This is a genomic window from Micromonospora sp. SD19, from assembly GCF_054462275.1.
Genome location: NZ_JBTLMN010000001.1, coordinates 196,441 through 215,458, shown reverse-complemented (window position 1 = coordinate 215,458; position 19,018 = coordinate 196,441). Strand labels below are relative to the sequence as shown.

At 71.8% G+C, this 19,018-nt stretch carries 21 protein-coding genes and 2 tRNA genes; 7 read left to right on the top strand and 16 right to left on the bottom strand.

Annotated features, from left to right (window positions below; genetic code table 11):
* Positions 1-42 precede the first annotated feature (42 nt).
* From ACX27O_RS01005 to ACX27O_RS00985, 5 genes are all read right to left on the bottom strand, one after another.
* On the bottom strand, positions 43-945 hold the full coding sequence (locus ACX27O_RS01005; RefSeq protein WP_458938808.1) for a sulfurtransferase: 903 nt from the start codon (positions 943-945) through the stop codon (positions 43-45).
* 138 nt (positions 946-1,083) lie between these two features.
* The gene (locus ACX27O_RS01000; RefSeq protein WP_156057553.1) at positions 1,084-2,442 is read right to left on the bottom strand and encodes a hypothetical protein; all 1,359 of its coding nucleotides are present in this window, start codon (positions 2,440-2,442) and stop codon (positions 1,084-1,086) included.
* 129 nt (positions 2,443-2,571) lie between these two features.
* On the bottom strand, positions 2,572-3,018 hold the full coding sequence (locus ACX27O_RS00995; RefSeq protein WP_458938807.1) for an imidazolonepropionase-like domain-containing protein: 447 nt from the start codon (positions 3,016-3,018) through the stop codon (positions 2,572-2,574).
* A 2-nt stretch (positions 3,019-3,020) separates the two neighbouring features.
* Positions 3,021-3,788 (bottom strand): SGNH/GDSL hydrolase family protein, encoded by a 768-nt coding sequence (locus tag ACX27O_RS00990; protein WP_030331914.1) that lies wholly within the window; start codon positions 3,786-3,788, stop codon positions 3,021-3,023.
* Positions 3,789-3,832: 44 nt separating this feature from the next.
* Positions 3,833-3,991 (bottom strand): hypothetical protein, encoded by a 159-nt coding sequence (locus tag ACX27O_RS00985; protein WP_156057550.1) that lies wholly within the window; start codon positions 3,989-3,991, stop codon positions 3,833-3,835.
* 18 nt (positions 3,992-4,009) lie between these two features.
* Here ACX27O_RS00985 and ACX27O_RS00980 point away from each other — a divergent pair, with 18 nt between their 5' ends.
* The 4 genes from ACX27O_RS00980 to ACX27O_RS00965 are packed head-to-tail and all read left to right on the top strand — an operon-like array spanning position 4,010 to position 7,387.
* Positions 4,010-5,779 carry a proline--tRNA ligase gene (locus ACX27O_RS00980; protein WP_210858070.1) on the top strand — a complete coding sequence of 590 codons (1,770 nt, stop codon included), beginning with the start codon at positions 4,010-4,012 and terminating at the stop codon, positions 5,777-5,779.
* 56 nt (positions 5,780-5,835) lie between these two features.
* Positions 5,836-6,261: a CBS domain-containing protein gene (locus tag ACX27O_RS00975; RefSeq protein WP_030331911.1), complete on the top strand. Its 426-nt coding sequence runs from the start codon at positions 5,836-5,838 to the stop codon at positions 6,259-6,261.
* A 35-nt stretch (positions 6,262-6,296) separates the two neighbouring features.
* Positions 6,297-6,725 (top strand): SufE family protein, encoded by a 429-nt coding sequence (locus ACX27O_RS00970; RefSeq protein ID WP_030331909.1) that lies wholly within the window; start codon positions 6,297-6,299, stop codon positions 6,723-6,725.
* A 20-nt stretch (positions 6,726-6,745) separates the two neighbouring features.
* Entirely contained in the window at positions 6,746-7,387 is a 642-nt protein-coding gene (locus tag ACX27O_RS00965; RefSeq protein ID WP_030331907.1) for a DsbA family oxidoreductase, read from the top strand.
* A 73-nt stretch (positions 7,388-7,460) separates the two neighbouring features.
* Here ACX27O_RS00965 and ACX27O_RS00960 read toward each other — a convergent pair whose 3' ends face one another.
* From ACX27O_RS00960 to ACX27O_RS00940, 5 genes are all read right to left on the bottom strand, one after another.
* Positions 7,461-8,009, bottom strand: coding sequence for a YbaK/EbsC family protein (locus ACX27O_RS00960; RefSeq protein WP_030331905.1), 549 nt, complete (start codon positions 8,007-8,009; stop codon positions 7,461-7,463).
* Between the two features lie 95 nt (positions 8,010-8,104).
* A complete protein-coding gene (locus tag ACX27O_RS00955; protein WP_030331904.1) occupies positions 8,105-8,299 on the bottom strand; it encodes a hypothetical protein in 195 nt (64 codons plus the stop codon).
* Between the two features lie 65 nt (positions 8,300-8,364).
* Entirely contained in the window at positions 8,365-9,036 is a 672-nt protein-coding gene (locus ACX27O_RS00950) for a GAP family protein (protein WP_030331902.1), read from the bottom strand.
* Positions 9,037-9,087: 51 nt separating this feature from the next.
* A complete protein-coding gene (locus tag ACX27O_RS00945) occupies positions 9,088-10,476 on the bottom strand; it encodes an MFS transporter (protein WP_210862587.1) in 1,389 nt (462 codons plus the stop codon).
* Positions 10,477-10,535: 59 nt separating this feature from the next.
* Positions 10,536-10,796 carry a hypothetical protein gene (locus ACX27O_RS00940; protein WP_210862586.1) on the bottom strand — a complete coding sequence of 87 codons (261 nt, stop codon included), beginning with the start codon at positions 10,794-10,796 and terminating at the stop codon, positions 10,536-10,538.
* A 218-nt stretch (positions 10,797-11,014) separates the two neighbouring features.
* Here ACX27O_RS00940 and ACX27O_RS00935 point away from each other — a divergent pair, with 218 nt between their 5' ends.
* Both ACX27O_RS00935 and ACX27O_RS00930 read left to right on the top strand, forming a co-directional pair.
* Entirely contained in the window at positions 11,015-15,472 is a 4,458-nt protein-coding gene (locus tag ACX27O_RS00935; protein WP_358128091.1) for a cation-translocating P-type ATPase, read from the top strand.
* 61 nt (positions 15,473-15,533) lie between these two features.
* Entirely contained in the window at positions 15,534-16,334 is an 801-nt protein-coding gene (locus ACX27O_RS00930; protein WP_358128062.1) for an MBL fold metallo-hydrolase, read from the top strand.
* A gap of 78 nt (positions 16,335-16,412) precedes the next feature.
* On the opposite strand, the gene ACX27O_RS00925 is transcribed toward ACX27O_RS00930, so the two are convergent.
* Both ACX27O_RS00925 and ACX27O_RS00920 read right to left on the bottom strand, forming a co-directional pair.
* Complete coding sequence (locus ACX27O_RS00925; protein ID WP_156057547.1) at positions 16,413-16,739, bottom strand: zinc finger domain-containing protein; 327 nt, start codon at positions 16,737-16,739, stop codon at positions 16,413-16,415.
* A 134-nt stretch (positions 16,740-16,873) separates the two neighbouring features.
* Complete coding sequence (locus ACX27O_RS00920) at positions 16,874-17,158, bottom strand: hypothetical protein (protein ID WP_358128064.1); 285 nt, start codon at positions 17,156-17,158, stop codon at positions 16,874-16,876.
* A gap of 197 nt (positions 17,159-17,355) precedes the next feature.
* On the opposite strand from ACX27O_RS00920, the gene ACX27O_RS00915 reads away from it, so the two are divergent.
* Complete coding sequence (locus tag ACX27O_RS00915) at positions 17,356-17,610, top strand: hypothetical protein (RefSeq protein WP_247675730.1); 255 nt, start codon at positions 17,356-17,358, stop codon at positions 17,608-17,610.
* On the opposite strand, the gene ACX27O_RS00910 is transcribed toward ACX27O_RS00915, so the two are convergent.
* The 4 genes from ACX27O_RS00910 to ACX27O_RS00895 all read right to left on the bottom strand — a co-directional run bounded on the left by ACX27O_RS00910 (position 17,581) and on the right by ACX27O_RS00895 (position 19,014).
* Positions 17,581-17,656: transfer RNA gene (locus tag ACX27O_RS00910), tRNA-Ala, on the bottom strand. The two genes, ACX27O_RS00915 and ACX27O_RS00910, sit on opposite strands and share 30 nt — an antisense overlap.
* Before the next feature lie 41 nt (positions 17,657-17,697).
* Positions 17,698-17,826: a DLW-39 family protein gene (locus tag ACX27O_RS00905; protein ID WP_209444550.1), complete on the bottom strand. Its 129-nt coding sequence runs from the start codon at positions 17,824-17,826 to the stop codon at positions 17,698-17,700.
* Positions 17,827-17,868: 42 nt separating this feature from the next.
* A tRNA-Ile gene (locus ACX27O_RS00900) sits at positions 17,869-17,942 on the bottom strand.
* 154 nt (positions 17,943-18,096) lie between these two features.
* Entirely contained in the window at positions 18,097-19,014 is a 918-nt protein-coding gene (locus tag ACX27O_RS00895; RefSeq protein ID WP_030331889.1) for a DUF3566 domain-containing protein, read from the bottom strand.
* Positions 19,015-19,018: the final 4 nt, after the last annotated feature.

Genomic DNA, 19,018 nt, shown 5'->3' with positions numbered 1-19,018 from the left:
CCCCGCGCGACGTTCACTGTCACGCGGGGACGGTCGTGCCGGTCAGGCGGCCAGGCCGCCCGGCTGGTCGCCCTTCACCACAGGTGCCCGGACCAGGTTGCCCCACTCGGTCCACGAGCCGTCGTAGTTGCGCACCTGCGGGTAACCCAACAGGTGCCGCAGCACGAACCAGGTGTGGCTGGACCGCTCCCCGATCCGGCAGTACGCGATCACGTCGTCGTCGGGGCTCAGCCCGAGCTGGTCGGCGTAGATCGCCTTCAACTCGTCGGCGGACTTGAACGTGCCGTCCTCGTTGGCGGCGGACTTCCACGGCTTGCTGACCGCACCCGGGATGTGCCCGCCGCGCAACGCACCCTCCTGCGGGTAGTCCGGCATGTGCAGCATCTCGCCGGTGTACTCACCCGGCGAGCGGACGTCGACAAGTGGCCGACCGGCGGCGATGTGCGCCATGACCTGCTCACGGAAGGCCCGCAGCGGGGCGTCGTCGCGCAGCGGCACCGGGTAGTCGGCGCGCGGGCGGGCCGGCTTGTCGCGGGTCACCTCGCGTCCCTCGGCGATCCACTTCTGCCGACCGCCGTCGAGCAGTCGCACATCGGCGTGGCCGAAGAGCGAGAAGACCCAGAGGGCGTACGCGGCCCACCAGTTGAAGTTGTCGCCGTAGAAGACGACGGTGTCGCCCCGGCCGATGCCCTTCGCCGCGCACATCTCGGCGAAGCTCTTCGGGTCCAGGTAGTCCCGGGTCACCTGGTCGTTCAACTCCAGGTGCCAGTCGACCTTGACGGCACCGGGAATGTGACCGGATTCGTAGAGCAGCACGTCCTCGTCGGACTCGACGACGACGAGGCCCTCGTCGCCCAGATGCTTGGCCAGCCACTCGGTGGTGACCAACCGCTGCGGGTCCGCGTACGACTGGAGGCGGGGATCGGGATCGTTCGGCACAGACATGATCCCAAAGGTACGCCGGATCGCCGCCCGCGACCGCTGTAACGCCGGCCGGCCCACCACCCCCGCACGGGATGGTGGGCCGGCCGGCATTCGCCGGGTCACGATCGCCCGGCTGGGCCGCCCGCCGGGTTGCTCCGGCTAGCTGCTCGGCGGCTGGTTGCCGACGAAGAAGGTGAACGACGCCGAGTCCGACTGGGTGCCGTCCCCGTCGATGCTCCAGACGGTGAGCGAGGTTAAACCGGCCTTGGTCGGCGCCCAGGTCACCGACGCGGTGCCGTCGGCCGCCGCGGCCACGGTGCTGGTCACAGTGCCGAAGCGATAGCGGTAGCTGACCACGTCGGGCTGGCGCGGGGTGAAGGTGAAGACCCCGGGCACGCCCGGCCCCCCACTGGTGACGCCCTGCTGATAGACCGTCGCGGTGATCTTCGGCGCGGTGCTCAGCCGGAAATTGCTCGACGCGGTCGCGGTCACGCCGTCGGCGGTCACGCTGGTCACCGAGAGCGTCCGGTAGCCACCCCGGGTAGCGGTGACGGTCAGCGTGGCGGTGCCGTCGGCCGCCGCCTCCACCGTCTGCTCCGGGTCGCCGTCCAACTGGAACCGGTATCGGACCACCCCAGCCATCTGCGGCTGCACCGTGAACGTGGTCGGCACACCGATCTCGGTGAGTCTGCCGGTGATGATCGGCGCGACATCGCTGGCCCGGAATTCGTACCGCGCCTCGGGCGAGCGGTTCCCGGCCGCGTCGAGGCTCCACACCACGAGGGTGTTGGGCCCCGCCTCCGGGCGGAGCGTGACAGTGGCCGAGCCGCCGGGCCCGTCCGCCGACACCACCTGGACACCGTCGCCGCCGAGCAGCTCGTACCGGAAACCAACAGCGTCCGGTGTGGCCGCCGCGTCGAAGGTGAACTGTCCCGGCAACGCCGGGTGCCAACCGTCGACCGGGAAGTCACTGGAGGTGACGACCGGCGCGGCCTCCGGGCCCTGGAAGTCGGTCCGGAGGTAGCAGAGGCCGCTCCACTCGCCGGTCGCCTGGCTGTCCGCCGCCCGGACCTGCCACGCGTACACCCGGTCGTGGGTCAGCACCTCCCGTTCGAAGAGGCCGCTCTCCCGATCGCCGTCCCGCCCGTTGTACCCGAACCGTTCGATCCGGGCCGCCGGCTCGTCGACCGGCCAGAGCGCGAAGGTGGTGGTCAACCGGTCGGTGCCGCCGTTCGCGTCGATGTCCGGGTCGTGCAGGACGGCGGAGAGCGTCAGGTCGTCGTTCTGCCACCACTGGTACGGCTCCGCCGTGGTGCACGGTTCGCCGGAGGTCTGCAGCTCGGTCGGCACACCCGGCGGCTGGTTGTCGTCGATGGCAGGCGCGTTCGGTACGTCGTTCGCTGCGGCCGGCACGGCCGTCAGCGTGAGCGTCCCGGCGGCGACCGCCACGGAAAGCCCCGTCGCCAGCAGCGCCCGGAGCGGTCGTGCGGATGTCGTCGTGCCAGGTATGAGGGTCATCCCCCAGCCACCTTTCCCCGATGTCCCCGCCTTCCGATCAGCGGGGGCAGCGGATGTTATCGGGGCGGGCGGACATCGGGCGACCCCGATTCGATCAGTGCACTCCACAGTGGAGACGGCAGGGATCGTTCAGGCGCGGCGGTGGACGATCCGACCGGCTACCACTGTCACCAGACAGGTGCCGTCGTCGCCGTGCACCGCGAGGTCGGCCCGACCGTCCGGACGCAGCGTCGGCACCACGGCGGTGGGCAGCACCAGCAGGTCGCTCCGCTCGGCGGCGGCCCGCAGCGCCGGGTCGGCCAGGTGTTCCGCCAGGACCGCCGTCACCCCGGTACGCAACAGCGCGTGCACCCGTTCGCGCGGGGTCGGTGCGGGCGGTAGCGGACCGTCGTGCAGCAGACCCGGCCCCAGCGTCCCGGGCCAACGGCGAATCCGGGCCCCGGCGTACGCCGCAATCAACTCGGCCAGCGGGCCGACGGCCGCGACCCGGTCGCCGCTGACCAGCACAGCGTGCTCCGGCACCGGTTCGCCGTCCCGGTCGCGGCACAGCAGGGCCGCGGTGTGCAGGGTGAGCACGCTCAGTCGACGAGCGGGCCGAGTTGCGGGCGCTTCGCCGTCACCGTGTCGCCGGACGACCGACCGGTCAACCGCCGCTTCACCCACGGGGCGAGGTGCTGACCGGCCCACCGCAGATCGGCGGCGCGGGCGGCCAGCCACGGCGAGGGTGCCGGGTGCGGCGGGACCATCAGCCACTCCTCGTCGCAACCAACCCCCAGGGCGTTCAACACCTGGCCGGCGACCCGCCGGTGGCCGGCCGGGGAGAGGTGCAACCGGTCGGTGCTCCAGAGCATCGGGTTGAGGAAGGTGTCGTCGGCGTACAGGTCGACCATGATGGCGCCGTGCCGCTCGGCGGTCTCGCCGACCGCCTGGTTGAGCAGCTGCACCCGGGGTGCGACGAGGCGTTGGCCGGGCAGCCGGGCCATCACGTCCGCGAACCGGAAGAGGAGCACGTCAGCGCCGCCCGAGCGCAGTTGCCGGACCACCTCGTCGAAGCGGGCGACCAGCGTGTCCGGGTCGAAGGTGCGCCGCAGCACGTCGTTGCCACCGGCCGCGAAGCTGATCAGATCCGGCTTCATCGCCACCGCGGAGGGCACCTGCTCGGCGACCACACTGGGGAAGAGCCGGCCCCGGATGGCCAGGTTGGCGTACCGGAAGTCGGGGCCCGCCTCGGCGGCGAGTCGGGTCGCCACCAGGTCCGCCCAGCCCCGGTAGGTGCCGTCCGGGTACGCGTCGTCCATGCCCTCGGTGAAGCTGTCCCCGACCGCGACAAAACTGCGCCAGCGCACCCGCGCCTCCCTCACGCCACTTGTTGCCTGCGGCGACCAGTCTGTCACCGCGGGATCGCCCGGTGCCGCCCCGAATCCGCGACGTGTCGGAGGTCATTGCCCAGTTGCCGCCCGGCAGCCTGATTCGACGCCGGATCGCCGATATCGGGTGTTGCGCCGCCGATATCCGCGATGTCGAAACGGGATGGCTCAGCCTGACGCATCGACCGTAGGCTGCCCGGATGCTGCTACGCATGTCGACAGTGCTGCTGCGGACCCTGCGCGAGGACCCGGCCGACGCGGAGGTGCCGAGTCACCGGCTGCTGCTGCGTGCCGGTTACATCCGTCGGGCCGCACCGGGCGGCTACACCTGGCTGCCGCTGGGCAAGCTGGTGCTGGACCGGATCACCGAGGTGGTACGCGCCGAGCTGTTCGCGATCGGCGACCAGGAGGTGCACTTCCCGGCACTGCTGCCGGCCGAGCCGTACCGCACGAGTGGCCGGTGGGCCGAGTACGGCGACGACATCTTCACCCTCGCCGACCGGCGCGGCGCCGAGCACCTGTTGGCGCCCACCCACGAGGAGATGGCGGCGCTGCTGGTCAAGGACCTGTTCACCTCCTACCGGGACTTCCCGGTGACGCTGTTCCAGGTGCAGACGAAGTTCCGCGACGAGGCGCGGCCCCGGGCCGGGCTGCTGCGCGGCCGGGAGTTCCTGATGAAGGACGCGTACTCCTTCGACCTGGACGAGGCCGGGCTGCGCGAGGCGTACGCCCGGCACCGCTCCGCGTACCGGCGGATCTTCGACCGGTTGGGTCTGGACTACACGGTGGTGCAGGCGATGTCCGGCGCGATGGGTGGCTCGGCGTCGGAGGAGTTCCTGGCCGCGACGCCGGTCGGCGAGGACACCTTCGTGGGCTGCACCTCCTGCGACTACGCGGCCAACACCGAGGCGGTCCTCACCCGGGTGCCCGCCGCCGGCGATCCGGCCGCGCAGCCGGCCGCCGAGGTGCACGACACCCCGGAGACCCCGACGATCGCCAGCCTCGTGGATTTGGCCAACGCGCGCCGGTTGGGCGGTCGGGACGGCTGGACCGCCGCCGACACCCTGAAGAACGTCGTGCTGTCCGTCCGGCAGCCGGGCGCGGAACGGGCCGTGCCCCTGGTGGTCGGGCTGCCCGGTGACCGGGAGGTCGACCTGAAGCGGGTCGGTGCCGCACTGCACCCGGCGCAGGTGACCGTCTTCGAGGAGTGGGCCGAGCATCCGGAGCTGGTACGCGGCTACATCGGGCCGCAGCTGCTCGACAAGCTGGGCATCCGTTACCTGGTCGATCCCCGGGTGGTGGCCGGGTCGGCGTGGCTGACCGGGGCGAACGAGCCGGGCCGGCACGCGACCGACGTGGTCTGCGGACGGGACTTCACCCCCGACGGCACCATCGAGGCGGCCGACGTGCGCCCCGGCGACCCCTGCCCCGACTGCGGGACGGGCGAGCTGACCATCCGGCGGGGCATCGAGATCGGGCACATCTTCCAGCTCGGCCGCCGGTTCACCGACGCCTTCGCTGTCGACGTGCTCGGGCCGGCCGGCAAGCCGGTCCGGCCGACCATGGGCTGCTACGGCATCGGGGTCTCCCGGGCGGTGGCGGCCGTCGCCGAACAGCACCACGACGACCGGGGGCTGGTCTGGCCGGCGGCGATCGCGCCGTGTGACGTACACCTGGTGGTTGCGGGCAAGGGCCCGCAGCTCGACGCGGCGCTGGAGCTCGGCGGGCGGCTCGCCGCGGCCGGCCTGCGGGTGCTGGTCGACGACCGCACGCACGTCTCGGCCGGGGTCAAGTTCACCGACGCCGAGCTGATCGGCATCCCCCGGGCCGTCGTGGTCGGCCGCCGACTCACCGAGGGGTACGTCGAGCTGCGCGAGCGGGCCGGCGGCGAGCGCACCGAGCTGCCGCTGGACGGTCTGCTGGATCGACTCGTCAACGAGGTACGCCAGGAACGTGCGAGCCTGGTGTAGCCACGGCGTCACTGGGTAGTGCAGTCGGATCGGTGGAAACGTCTTCGGAGGCTCTCATGACCGGTTACCGGGTCAGCGACGTGATGACCAAGCAGGTGGTGTACCTGCCGGCCGAGACCACTCTGGACGAGGCGGCCAGGGTGATGAAGGAGGCCGACATCGGTGATGTGGTGGTCACCGATGGCGCCAGCCTCGCCGGCATGCTCACCGACCGGGACATCGTGGTGCGGGCCGTGGCGGAGAACAGCTCCCCGGCGGCCACCACCATCGGCGCGATAGTGACCCGCGAGGTCGTCATGATCGAGCAGCACTGCACGGCAGGTGAGGCGGCGGCGCTCATGCGGGATCGGGGCATCCGACGGGTGCTGGTCTGTGACAGTGACCGCAAGCTGGTGGGGATCGTCTCGCTCGGCGACCTGGCCATGCAGCTCGACCCCACCAGCGCGCTCAGCGAGATCAGTGAGCAGTCGCCCACTGTGTGACCGGGGCTCCGGCACCACGGCGGTAGCCTCGACGCATGGCTGACATGCCGGCCCGACTGGCCGAGATCGTCGACGAGTTCGCGGCCGCGCCGCGCGACCTGGTGCTGGAGATGCTCCTGGAATACGCGGACGTCATCCCGGCGCTGCCGGAGGGTGCCGCGGAGCGCGAGGGCATGGAGCAGGTGCCCGAGTGCCAGACGGCGTTCTTCCTGCGCGCCCGGGTGACACCGGAAGGCACCGTGGAGACGCTCTTCGACTGCCCGCCGGAGGCGCCCACCACCCGGGCGTTCGCCGGGATCCTCGCCGAAGGGCTGGCCGGCGCGAGCGCCGAGCAGGTGCTGGCCGTACCGGACGACCTCTACCAGCGGATGGGGCTGGCGCAGGCGATCAGCCCGCTGCGGGTCCGGGGCGGCACGGCGATCCTGGGTCGTCTCAAGCGTCAGATCCGGGAACAACGCGGCTGACCGCGAGGTTGGCACCGGTCATGGAGATCGAGATCTACGCGGACGTCATCTGCCCGTGGTGCTACATCGGCAAGCGCCGCCTGGATGAGGCCCTCGCCAGCTACCCGGGCGAGGTGACGGTCCACTACCGGCCGTTCCAGCTCGACCCGTCGCCGGTGCCGCAGCCCCTGCCGCTGGTGCAGGCGTTGGCCGGCAAGTTCGGCGGCCCGGGGCGCGCCCGGCAGATGGTCGACCACGTGACCCAGGTCGCGGCGGCCGACGGGCTGCGGCTCGACTACGACCGCGCGGTGATCGCCAACACCTTCGAGGCGCACCGGCTGGTCTCCTGGGCGAGCGACCAGGGCAGGGCCGCCGAGATGGTCGAGGCGCTGTACCAGGCGCACTTCAACCACGGCGTCGACGTCGGGTCGCGGGAGGCGCTGGCCACCCTGGCCGGCGAGGTCGGCCTGGACGCGGCCGACGCCCGCCGGTTCCTCGACTCCGACGAACGCGTCGCCGACGTCACCGCCGCCCTGGCCCACGCTCAGGCCCTGGGCATCACCAGCGTGCCGACCTTCGTGCTGGCCGGGAAGTACGCGGTCTCCGGCGCGCAGGAGGTGCAGACGTTGCTCGCCGCGCTGGCCGAGGTGGAGCAGCGCGAATCCGCAGCCCACTCACACTGAGTCACCAGCGGCCAGCATCCGGCATCGATGATCACGATGTTTCACGTGCAACGACATCGATGCCGATGCGTGGTCAGGCCGGCCTGGCCAGCCCTTCCACCACCTGCGCTCCGGGCAGCGCGCCCAACGCCGGCCCCGGCAGCGCGATCTTGCTGTGCCGTACGCCGGACCCGACGATCACGTGCGGTGTGGCGATGACCCGCGCGTCCACCAGGATCGGCCACTGGGCCGGCAGCCCGATCGGGGTGATGCCGCCGTACTCCATGCCGGTCAACTCGACAGCGTCGGCCATCGGGGCGAAGCTCGCCTTGCGGACGTCCAACGCCCGGCGGGCCACGCCGTTCACGTCGGCCCGGGTGGTGGCCAGGACGATGCAGGCCGCGTAACGGACCACACCCTCACGCTTGCCCGCCACCACGACACAGTTGGCCGACACGTCCAGCCCCACCTCGTACGCCGCGCAGAACGCCGCGGTGTCGGCGAGGTCGGCGTCGATCGGCGCGACCAGCACGTCGTTGACGTCCACCGGGGCGCTGGCCGGCCACTGGGCGATTGCCTCCGCGACCGGCGGGGCGAGCAGATCGAGGCGGGCGCGGGCCGGTTCCGTCTTCAGCGTTCCCATCACGGGTGCGATCCTCGCATCCGCGACGTTGAACCGTCCGGCGGCTCCCCGTCCGCCCGGCGACGCCACCGGGCCGGGTCGGACCGATCCGGCGCTCAACTGCCGGCGAGGAAAGCGTTGTCGCGCATGAAGGAGCGGTCGCGGGCGGCCGCCAACTCCTCTTCGCGCTGGGCCTTGGCCCGTTGCAACTCCAGATCCTCGAACGCGTGCCGGACACCCAGCCGGATCACGCCGTAGAGGAAGACGAAACCGAAGACGTAGAGGATCACCGTGGTGACGACAGCGAACATGGCGTCACGGTAAGACGAACGTGAACCGTTGTTGCGCTCATCTCCGCCCGGTTCCCCCGTACGTGTCAGCGGAGGGCGGCGGTTGAGCCGGACCGGATCAGGTCCAACCCGGTCAGCAGCGCGAAGAACGCGATCACGATCTCGCTGACGATCCAGGCGTGCCCCTCGGCCCATTCCCGCATCCGGGTCAACACCCGCGCCGCCCTGCTCCCGAGCAGCAGCAACGCCAGCAGCGGCAGCCCGAGCAGGAGCACTGTGAACAGCACGAACGGCACCAGGTGCCACCACGGCAGATCGTGACGGGCCACGCTCGCCCCGACGGTGGCCATGGTGAGGTCGTCCGTGGGGGTCGCCACGAAGAGCAGCGCACCCAGCCGCAGCGCCTGCGGCGCGTCGGCGCGCTCGATGCCGCCCAGCCAGCGCGGCGGTCCGGACCGGTTGCGGCGTAGCCAGATCAGCACGGCCAGGATCACCAGCAGGGCCAGCACCACCAGGTCGATGGCGGGACCGCGATCGATCTTCCCGGCGACGGCGCTGGCGTCGGCCGCCACTCCACCCACCAGCCGGGTCACCAACCACGCCACAGTCACCCCGGCGGCCACCACCAGCCCCGCGCCGGTGAGGAAGCCCAGCGACGCGGCCCGGGGCCGATCCGACGAGGCGAGGAAGACCGCCACCACCAGCTGCGTCCCGGCGACCATGACCACGGCGAGCGGCAGGACGGTCAGGAGGTTCATCGCCCGCCATCCTTCCGGCACCGGCAGCCGGGACGCGGCCGAATCCGCGGATCACCCGCCTTGTCGCACACCCCCGCCCACCACCACCCGGCCGGCGAGCACCGCCCCGAGCAGGGCCAGCCCAGCGGCCACCACGAGCGTCGTCGTGTAGCTGGCCGGGCCGGGGGCACTCCCGGCCGCCAGCACAGCCCCGGTCAGAGCGAGCACGGTGGCCGCGAAGAGGGAGTCGCTCAGTTGCAGTGACGAGCTGTTGCGACCCTGCTCACCCGGCGCGGAGAACTCCAGCGTGAGCACCGACAACGACGGATAGAGCAACCCCATGCCCAGACCGGCCACCGCCCAACCGACAACGGCGACAGCCACCGGGAGCTCGGGCCGGACGGCCAGCGCCACAGTGGCGGTGCCGATCGTGATGCAGCCCAGCCCGACGCGCGGCAGGGTGGCCCGCGATGCCGGCACCGGAATGCGGCCCTGCAACCAGGAGCCCACCGACCACGCCAACGCGCCGACGGTGAGGACCAGTCCGGCCGCTGTCGGCGAGAGGCCCCGCTCCCGCGACAGCATCAGCGGGATGACCACCTCGGCGCCGACGAAGGCCGCCGACGCCAGGCCCCGCAGCCCCACGACGGTGGGCAACCCTCGGGCCGCCCGGAGGAACCCGGCCGGCAGCAGTCGCGGGGCGCAGACCAGCAGGCCAACCACGGCGAGCGCGACCAGCACCAGGGCGGTGGCACCGCGCTGCTGTCCCCCGATGTGCAGCAGTGCGGCACTCACCGCGGCCCCACACGCCCAACCGATCCGCCCGAGCGCGCCCGCCGGTGGGCTCGCGGCCACACTCCGGCCCAACGACCGCAGGCCCGGATGGATCAGCAGCACCGCCGGCACCGCCACCGCCGGCACCGCCAGGAAGACCCACCGCCAGCCCAGGTACTGCACGATCAGGCCGGCGACAGCCGGCCCCACCAGCGACGGTACGACCCACGCCGCAGCGAACGCCGCGAAGATCCGCCGGTGCAGCTCCTGCGGGTACGCGTGCCCGACGATCACGTAGAGCGCCACCGAGAGCAGCCCGGAGCCGAAACCCTGCACGACCCGCCCGACGACGAGCGCGCTCATCACCGGGGCGGTCCCGGCGATCAGCAACCCCACCACGAACCAGGCGACGCCGTGCCACATCGGTCCGCGAGGCCCCCGGGCGTCGCACCAGATTCCGGAGACCACCATGGCCAGCACACCGGTGGCGAACGGGCCACCGAACGCGATCCCGTAGAGCGCCAGCCCGTCCAGGCTGCGGGCGACCGTCGGCATCGCCGTACCGACCGCCAACGCCTCGAACGCGAGCAGTGAGATCAACGCGACGCTGCCCACCGTCATCGCGCGGAACCGGGGTGCGAAGAGCCCTGGTGCGGTGGGTGCGGCGGTGACGGCTGTGCTCGACATCGGCCGAGCATGCGACCTCAACCCTGATTCATGTCAACCGTCCGGTGACCCGGCTCTCGTCACGCGTCCTGCAGAACCTCCCCGAGACCGCGCGCCAGACCGGAAAAATGCTGGTCTGCCAACACGTGGCCGGCGGTGATCACCACAGCGATCGGCCACTCGATGACCTGTAGCGCGGCGAGCACGCCGAGCCCGGCGTAGTAGACGACCTTGTCCGGTGGCGGGACCGCCACGTCACCCAGCATCGGCAGTTGGACCCGACGGCTGTACATCCGCATGTTCTCCCGCGAACCGTTGAGATGTCGCGTCAGCGTGCTCATGCCGGCCTCCCCATGTCCGGTGATGCTCGTCGGATTCCACGGCCCAACCTGTCCATGCGCCAGCGACGACGGAAAATTCCGCCGCTCAGGGGGCATAACGGATGGCAGGTCGGGAAGCCAGGCCGCCGGACGTGAGCGCGGTGGGAGGACGACATGGCCAAGGTCAGGACCAGCGGCAACAGGGAGCCGGGCTGGCGTCCGTCCAGCCGTACGCCTCGATGACGGCGGCGGGTCGCGCTGCCGGCCGCATCCTGCCGTCCTTCGGCGTGCCGCACCTGATCGGCGAGGCGTCCCGGACCGTCGGGTCGGCCGCGACCCGGCTGGCCCGGTCGGTCGGGCTCAGCCGGCGTCGGGTCTGGTCACGCCCCGGTCGGCACCACATCGAGGTACACGGCGTTTGCCAGGAGGGCGGCGACCAGCTCGCCCGGCAGGTCGAGGGTGCGCTGGAGCGGATGCCCGGGGTGGCCTGGGCCAGGGTGAACGCTCCATCCGGGCGGGTGGTGGTGGCCGTGCAGGCCCCCGAACCGGATCTCGACGACCTCATCGCCACCATCAGCCGGGTCGAACGGACCTGCGATCACGAGCCCGATCCGGAGATCCCACCCCCGCACCCGCCCGAGGAGGGCCCCCACAACCCGCGCACCCTCGGCGCGCTCGCCTCGGACGCGCTGGGTCTGACCCTCTGGGCGGCCACCCGGATCCTGCCGTTCGCGCCGCTGCCCGGTGAGGTGGCCGGCGTGCTGGCGGCGGTCGACCTGCAACCGAAGCTGCACGCGTTCCTCGGCAGGACACTGCGCTCCGACCCGCGCGCGGAGGTCCTCTTCCCGCTGGCCGAGGCCGTGGTGCAGGGTCTCACCGGCCGCTGGACCGGCATCGTCCTCGACGGCGCCCAACGGCTCGTGGAGTGGGGTGAGGACCGGGCCCAGTTCTCCGCCTGGGAAAACGCGGAACCCCGACTGACCGGGGACCCCGAGCGTGCCGTCGCCCGGTGGCCGATAGCCGACCGTCCCCGACCCAAGCCGCACGGCCCGGTCGAGCGGTACATCAACCGGATGCTCGCCGCCGGCGCGGCGGCCGGCGCGGCGGCGGTGCCCTTCGCCGGGCGCAAGCGGGCCGCCGCGCTGGGCCTGTCGGCGCTGCCGAAGGCGCCCGGCAGTGGACGTGAGGGGTACGCCGCCCAGCTCGGCCGGATGCTGGCGCGGCGCGGGGTGATCGCGATGGACCGCAGTGTGCTGCGGGAGTTGGACCGGATCGACACGCTCGTGCTCGACGCCGCGGTGCTCGGCTCGGACCGGGGCGTACTCGCCGACCTGGCGCCGGCTTCCGACGCGGACGTCGACGAGGTGGCCGAGCGGGCCTTCGCGTTGTTCGACCCCGACGATCCGGCCGCTTCCCGTGCGGCGGACGGCTGGCGGCTCGGACCGTTGGACCAGATGCCCGCGAACCACCTGGACGCCATCGCGGACGCGGGCCGGCTGCGCTCGGCCGGCGGCCAACTGCTCGGCCTCGCCCACGGCGACCGGCTCGCCGCGCTCCTGCGGGTCGAGCCGGAACCCGCACCCGGTGTCGACGGGCTGCCGGCCGCCGCGCGGCGGGCCGGCCTGCGGCTGATCGTTGCCGGTGGCGACGAGCAGCGGTACGGCTTCGCCGACGCGATGCTGCCCGGCGGGGACCAGTTGGTCGAGTCGGTCCGCGGACTACAGCGCGACGGCGCGATGGTGATGCTCGTCTCCGCCGACCGCAAGGCGCTCGGCGCGTCCGACTGCGGTCTCGGGTTCGCCGCGCCGGAGGAGCTGCCCCCGTGGGGCGCACACCTGCTGGTCGGTGCCGACCTGCGGGTGGTGGCCCTGGTGATCGAGGCGACCGGGGTGGCCCGGCGTACCGCCCAGCAGAACATTCGGCTGGCCATGGCCGGCACCGGTCTCGGGGCGCTGGGCGCGTTCACGGCCCCGCCGACCGAACTGCCCGGCCGGTCGCTCGTCGCGGTGAACGGCGCGGCCGGGTTGGCCTTCGCGAACGGGGTCTGGCAGGCCCGCCGGTTGCACGACCAGTCGGACACCCCGGCACCGGTGACGACCGCCTGGCACCTGATGCCCGTCGGTACGGTGCTCGACCACCTGCGCTCCACGCCGGACGGCCTGACCAGCGCGGAAGCGCAGCGCCGACGCCACAGCTCGGGCGCCGACGGCGGTGCCGAACCCGGAAGTGGTGGGCTGCTGCGCGCCTTCCTGGACGAGCTGTCCAACCCACTCACCCCGGTGCTGGCCGCCGGGGCGGTGCTCTCCGCGTCGTTCGGTTCACTTGTCGACGCCGCGCTGGTGAGCAGCGTGGTCGGTGGGTCCGCCCTGATCGGAGCGGTGCACGAACGCAACACCGAGAGGTCACTGGCGGAGCTGCTGTCGCGGTCGGCGGTGACCGCACGGGTCCGCCGGGACGGCGCCGATCAGGTGCTCGCCGCCGAGGACCTGGTCCTCGGGGATGTCATCGCCCTCGAACCGGGAGACTCGGTGCCCGCCGACTGCCGGGTGCTCGAGTCGGTGGGCCTGGAGGCCGACGAGTCGTCGCTGACCGGTGAGTCGCTGCCGGTCGCCAAGTCCAACCGGCCGGTGGTCGCCGCCGCCGTCGCCGACCGGCACTCGATGCTCTACGAGGGCACCACGGTCGCCGCCGGGCACGGCACCGCAGTGGTGGTGGCGACCGGCAACGACACCGAGGCCGGGCGCAGCCTCGCGTTGGTGCGGCAGGCACCCCCGACCAGTGGGGTGGAGGCTCGGCTCGGCTCGTTGACCAGCACCGCCATCCCGCTGGCGGCCGGTTCCGCGATAGCGGTGGCCGGCGCGGGCCTGCTTCGGGGCGTACCCCTGGCCGAAACGGCGGCGACCGCCGCGAACCTCGCCGTGGCGTCGGTGCCGGAGGGGTTGCCGTTCCTGGTCAGCGCGGCGCAGCTGGCCGCGGCCCGGCGGCTGGCCGAGCACGGCGCGTTGGTCCGCAACCCGCGCACCATCGAGGCGTTGGGCCGGGTGGACGTGCTCTGCTTCGACAAGACCGGCACCCTCACCGAGGGCCAGTTGCTGCTCGCCGGAGTCGGCGACGGCGTCGGTGACCGGTACGCGCCGGTGGACCGGTTGGACGACCGGCTCCGGATGACGTTGGCCGCGGCGCTGCGGGCCACCCCCGCCGCGAAGAATCCGGAGGAGTTGGCGTTGCAGACCGACCGGGCGGTCCGGCGGGGCGCCGGGGAGGCCGGCGTGGTGGAGCAGACCGGTGCCGCCGGCTGGCACGCTGCCGGGGGCCTGCCGTTCGAGCCGTCCCGCGGCTACCACGCGAGCATCGGACGGACCGACGGTCACCTGCTGTTGAGCGTCAAGGGTGCTCCGGAGACAGTGCTGCCCCGCTGCTCGTCCCGACGCACCGACGGCCGTCAGGAGCCGATGGACGACGCCGGCCGCGCCGAGTTGGAACGGATGCTCGCCGACCGGGCCGGTGCCGGAAACCGGATCCTGGCCGTCGCCGAGTGCCCGGTGAACGACTCGACGGTCACCGACTCCGACGTTCGAGGGCTCACCTTCGTGGGTTTCCTGGCCCTCGCCGACGGTGTGCGGGAGAGCGCCGCCCCTGCGGTACGCCGGATCCGGCAGGCCGGCGTGCACACCATCATGATCACCGGCGATCATCCGGCCACCGCCGAGGCGATCGCCGCCACCATCAGCGACCACGACGAACAGCGGGTGGTCACCGCCGGTGAACTCGACCAACTGGACGACGACGCGCTCGCGGAACGGTTGACCAACACCGACGTGGTGGCCCGCTGCACCCCTGCCCACAAGGTGCGGATCATCCAAGCGTTGCAGAAGTGCGGGCGGACAGTGGCGATGACCGGCGACGGCGCCAACGACGCCCCGGCGATCCGGCTGGCCGACGTCGGCATCGCCCTCGGCCAACGGGGCACCCCGGCCGCCCGCGCCGCAGCCGACCTGGTGGTCACCGACGACCGGTTGGAAACCATCATCGCGACCCTGATCGAAGGGCGGGCGATGTGGTCGTCGGTGCGGCACGCGCTGAGCATCCTGGTCGGCGGCAACCTCGGCGAGATCGCCTTCAGTGTGCTCAGCGCCGCGGCGACCGGCCGTTCCGCGCTCACCGGGCGACAACTGCTGCTGGTCAACCTGCTCACCGACCTGGCGCCGGCGCTGGCCATCGCGGTCCGGCCACCCGCGTCGGACCGCGCCGACGCGCTGCTGCGGGAGGGCCCGGACAGGGCGCTCGGCGAGAGCCTCACCAGGGAGATCGGGCTGCGGGCGACGGCCACCACGCTGGGGGCGACAGCGGGTTGGACGTTGGCCCGCTACACCGGACGCCGCCAACGGGCGGGCACCGTCGCCCTGGTCTCCCTGGTCGGCACCCAACTCGGGCAGACCATCCTGGCCGGCGGCACCAGCCCGGCCGTGCTGGCCTCCACCGTGGCATCACTGGGCGTGCTGGTCGTGGTGGTGCAGACGCCGGGGGTGAGCCAGTTCTTCGGCTGCACCCCGCTCGGGCCGGTCGGCTGGACCATCGGAGCCGGGTCGGCGCTCGGTGCCACCTTCGCCAACGGCGCACTCACGAAGCTGATGGAGCACGTGCCCCAGGCCCGACCCGACACCGCCTCGACTGACAACAGCGACTCGACGCACTGAGCGTCGGCACGCCGCATGCCGCCGGCTCACCGGGGTACCGGAGCCGGAGGAGGTGGACACCGTGGCAGAGCAACCGCAGGTGACGTTCATCGGTACCGCCACGACGGTGCTACGGATCGGCGGATTCACCCTGCTGACCGACCCGAACTTTCTGCACCGGGGCCAGCGGGCGTACCTGGGCAAGGGGTTGTGGTCGCGCCGGCGCACGGACCCGGCACTGCGGATCGCCCAGCTTCCCGAACTGGACGCGGTGGTCCTCTCCCATCTGCACGGCGACCACTTCGACCGGGCGGCCCGTCGGGAACTGGACCGGGAGCTGCCGATCGTCACCACCCCCGCTGCGGAACGCAAGCTGCGCCGCTGGGGCTTCCAGGCCGCACAGGGCCTGCCGACGTGGTCGTCCCGGGAACTGCACCGCGACGGTACGACAGTGCGCCTCACCTCAATGCCCGGACAACACGGCCCGGGCGTGCTCGACCTGCTGATGCCCGACGTGATGGGCACGATGATCGACGTGGAGCGCTCCGGGCGGCGGGAATTCCGGCTCTACGTCACCGGCGACACCCTCAACCGGCCGCTGCTCACCGCGATCCCCGAACGCTACCCGGACATCGACGCGATGCTGATCCACCTCGGCGGCACGAAGGTCGCCGGAATCCTGCTCACCATGGACGCCCGCCAGGGTGCGGACCTGGTGGAGCTGGTCCGTCCGCGGCTGACCGTGCCAATCCATTACGACGACTATCCGGTCTTCCGCTCCCCGCTGGCGCATTTCGTCGAGGAGGCCCGCCGTCGTGGCTGGGCAGGGCAGGTGCGCACCATCACGCGCGGCGAAACCATCGCACTCACCCAGCCCGCCTGACCGCGCCGCCGATCCCGGCCGTGCGAATCACCCAACGAGTCACGTCACGGAGACAGCTCCGCGTCGTCGGAAGAGTGGTCACCGGATCGGCGCAGGCAGTGGGATTTCACCGCTGATCGCCTTCTCGGCCAGCTCAACGCGCGCCGGATGGAGTGCGTCCTCGCTCAACGGGTGGGCCGGCACGTTGATGCAGCGCTGGCCTGACCTGGCGCTGCAGACGGGGCACTGCAGGAAGAAGCCACTGGACGGCACCAGTTCGACCCCCTGGGCCAGAGCGGATCTGCCGATCTTGACGATCGCCTGGTACAGGTCGTCGTCCTGGTGCCGGGTAGCGGCGGCGGCGACCTCCCGCATCCCTTCCCAGAACTGTTCGACAGCATTCGGCTCGTCGATGTCTATCCGCATGAGCGCGGATCCCCTGCGAACAGGGGGCTAAACCCACGGCGTGGCGCGTCGCCCGGGTCCATCCATTCCGGATTGGACCGACCGGCTTGCCTTGACCTCAACCAGACGAACCGAGTAGCGCCGGGGTGTTCCGACTATCCGATGCCCCTGGCAAACAGCGCCACCACGGTCGGATTGTGCGTGCTGAGGCTGATCCGATGCGCCCAACGTCCGAGGCCGACCAGTCCGATCTCGCGGGCCTCTTGTTCGGTGACGGCCGCGACGACCGCGCTCAGGGTGGTCGCATGATCGCCTATTCTCGATATGGCGATCGGGTTCACACGTGAGTCATCCGTGGCGCCGTCGTCCTCACACCAAGCAGGCGACACGCCGGCATACTCCACTGTCATGACCCACGTCGGGGTGGCAGGTGATTCCATGGATGCCCCTTACAGCTCCGGCCCAGCAGCGATCTGTGTCGCGGATGCGTGTCGGGTCAGAATGTGGGTTGGCCTGGTCCCGGAGGGCTCCGTCGGCGACCTCTTCGCGCAGTGACCAGTGCTCGATCGGCTGGGCGACCTCACTGTAGAACTGGAGGTCCTCGAAGCCGTAGGTCGCCACATCGCACCTGCACGACTTGCGGCACGCGTTCGCCACGTTCCTGCTCGACCAGGGCGAGGAGCTGCGGACGGTGATGGAGGTGCTTGGGCACTCCACGATCCGGATGAAGGCCGACACCTTGGCCACGTTCTGCCGGCGCGGGCTCGTCAGGCTGCCTCGGCCATCGACCGGATTCTCGGCCACGAGGGGACGGCGTAACCGGCTTGGCTGCACTCCGACCGAGATCAACCGGGGAAGGTGCTGGTGGAGCCCAGGGGACTCGAACCCCTAACCCCTGCCTTGCAAAGGCAGTGCTCTGCCAGTTGAGCTAGGGCCCCGTGGTGGCCACCGCGACGATCACTCGTCGCCGGGCCGGACGTCAGCGCAGGTCGGGCGCGGTGGTCGCCTCGTGCCACAGGGCACGCTCATCGTTCGACGCCTTGATCTTGTTGAACACGACGGCGGCCACACCGACGACGCCAGCCAGAATCAGCAGCTTCTTGAACATGGGGCGACCCCTCGCGCTCGACTACCGTCGGACGACTTGCGGTGGGGCTAGATGGAATCGAACCATCGACCTCAGAGTTATCAGCTCTGCGCTCTAACCGACTGAGCTATAGCCCCGCGTTGCGACGAGCAAGATTAACCCATCCGCTCTGCCGGCCCCAAATCGGGGTCCGAGCCTGCGAGCCGGGGCCCGTCGTCGCCGGCAAAAACCTACCTGAGCACGGGACGCCGGAGCGACCGCATTCCGCGATGCTCCGGCGTCCCGGTTGGCTCAGTCCCGCTCAGCGAGGGTCAGCTCGATCCCGCCGACCAGGTCGGCGCAGACGTTGTAGACGAACGCGCCGAGCGTGGCCAGCGCGGTGAACAGCACCACGTTGACCAGGCCGATCAGCGCCGAGCTGAGAATCACGCCCTTGGCGGTGATCTGGAAGCCGCTGGTGCTCTGCCCACCACCGGCGTTGACCAGGTCGCTCAGGCTCTCGTTGACGCTCTGGAACACACCCATCGCGTCCAGCGCCAGGTAGAGCACCGAGGTGGCGACCACCACGACGATGAAGAGCACCACCGACACCGCGAATGCGAACTTCATCACGGACCACGGGTCGATCCGCTTCAGGTTCAGCCGGGCCCGGCGCGGCCCGCGGGAGGCGGCCGAGCTGACCGACGTACGCGCCGCGCGCACCGCGTCACCGACGCGGGCGGCCCCCACGGCGGACGGGTTGCCGATCCCCGGCGGCAGGCCACCGCCGCTGGCCGGACGGCCGGCAGTGGCAGTGCCACGCGCCGCCTCCGGCTGCGGCTGGGTCATGCCGGGGGTGATCCGCGGCTGGGTGCCGGTGGACCCGGCCGACGTCGCCTGGCCGGGCCGGACACCGATCGGCTGGGTGGTCGTCGGACGGGTCGAGGGTGTCGCCGCCGGACCCGGAGGGTTGGCGGCGGCCGACGTCGGCGCCTCGGCGCTGGGCGTCGCCTCGGTCTTGTCACCCGCCCCGTCGTCCTCGCCCGGCTGCTCCGGCGGGGGCGTCATACCTGGAGCCCTGGTGAACTTCGGGGCAGGCGCATCGGCGGGGACCGTCGCCCGGCCTACGGCCGCGCGGCCGGTCGCTGGTGTGCCGCCCTTGGCGGCCTCCTCGTCGACCGGGTTGGCCGAGGTCCCCGTGTTCCCCGACTTCGCCTGTGTCTCCGTCATTCAA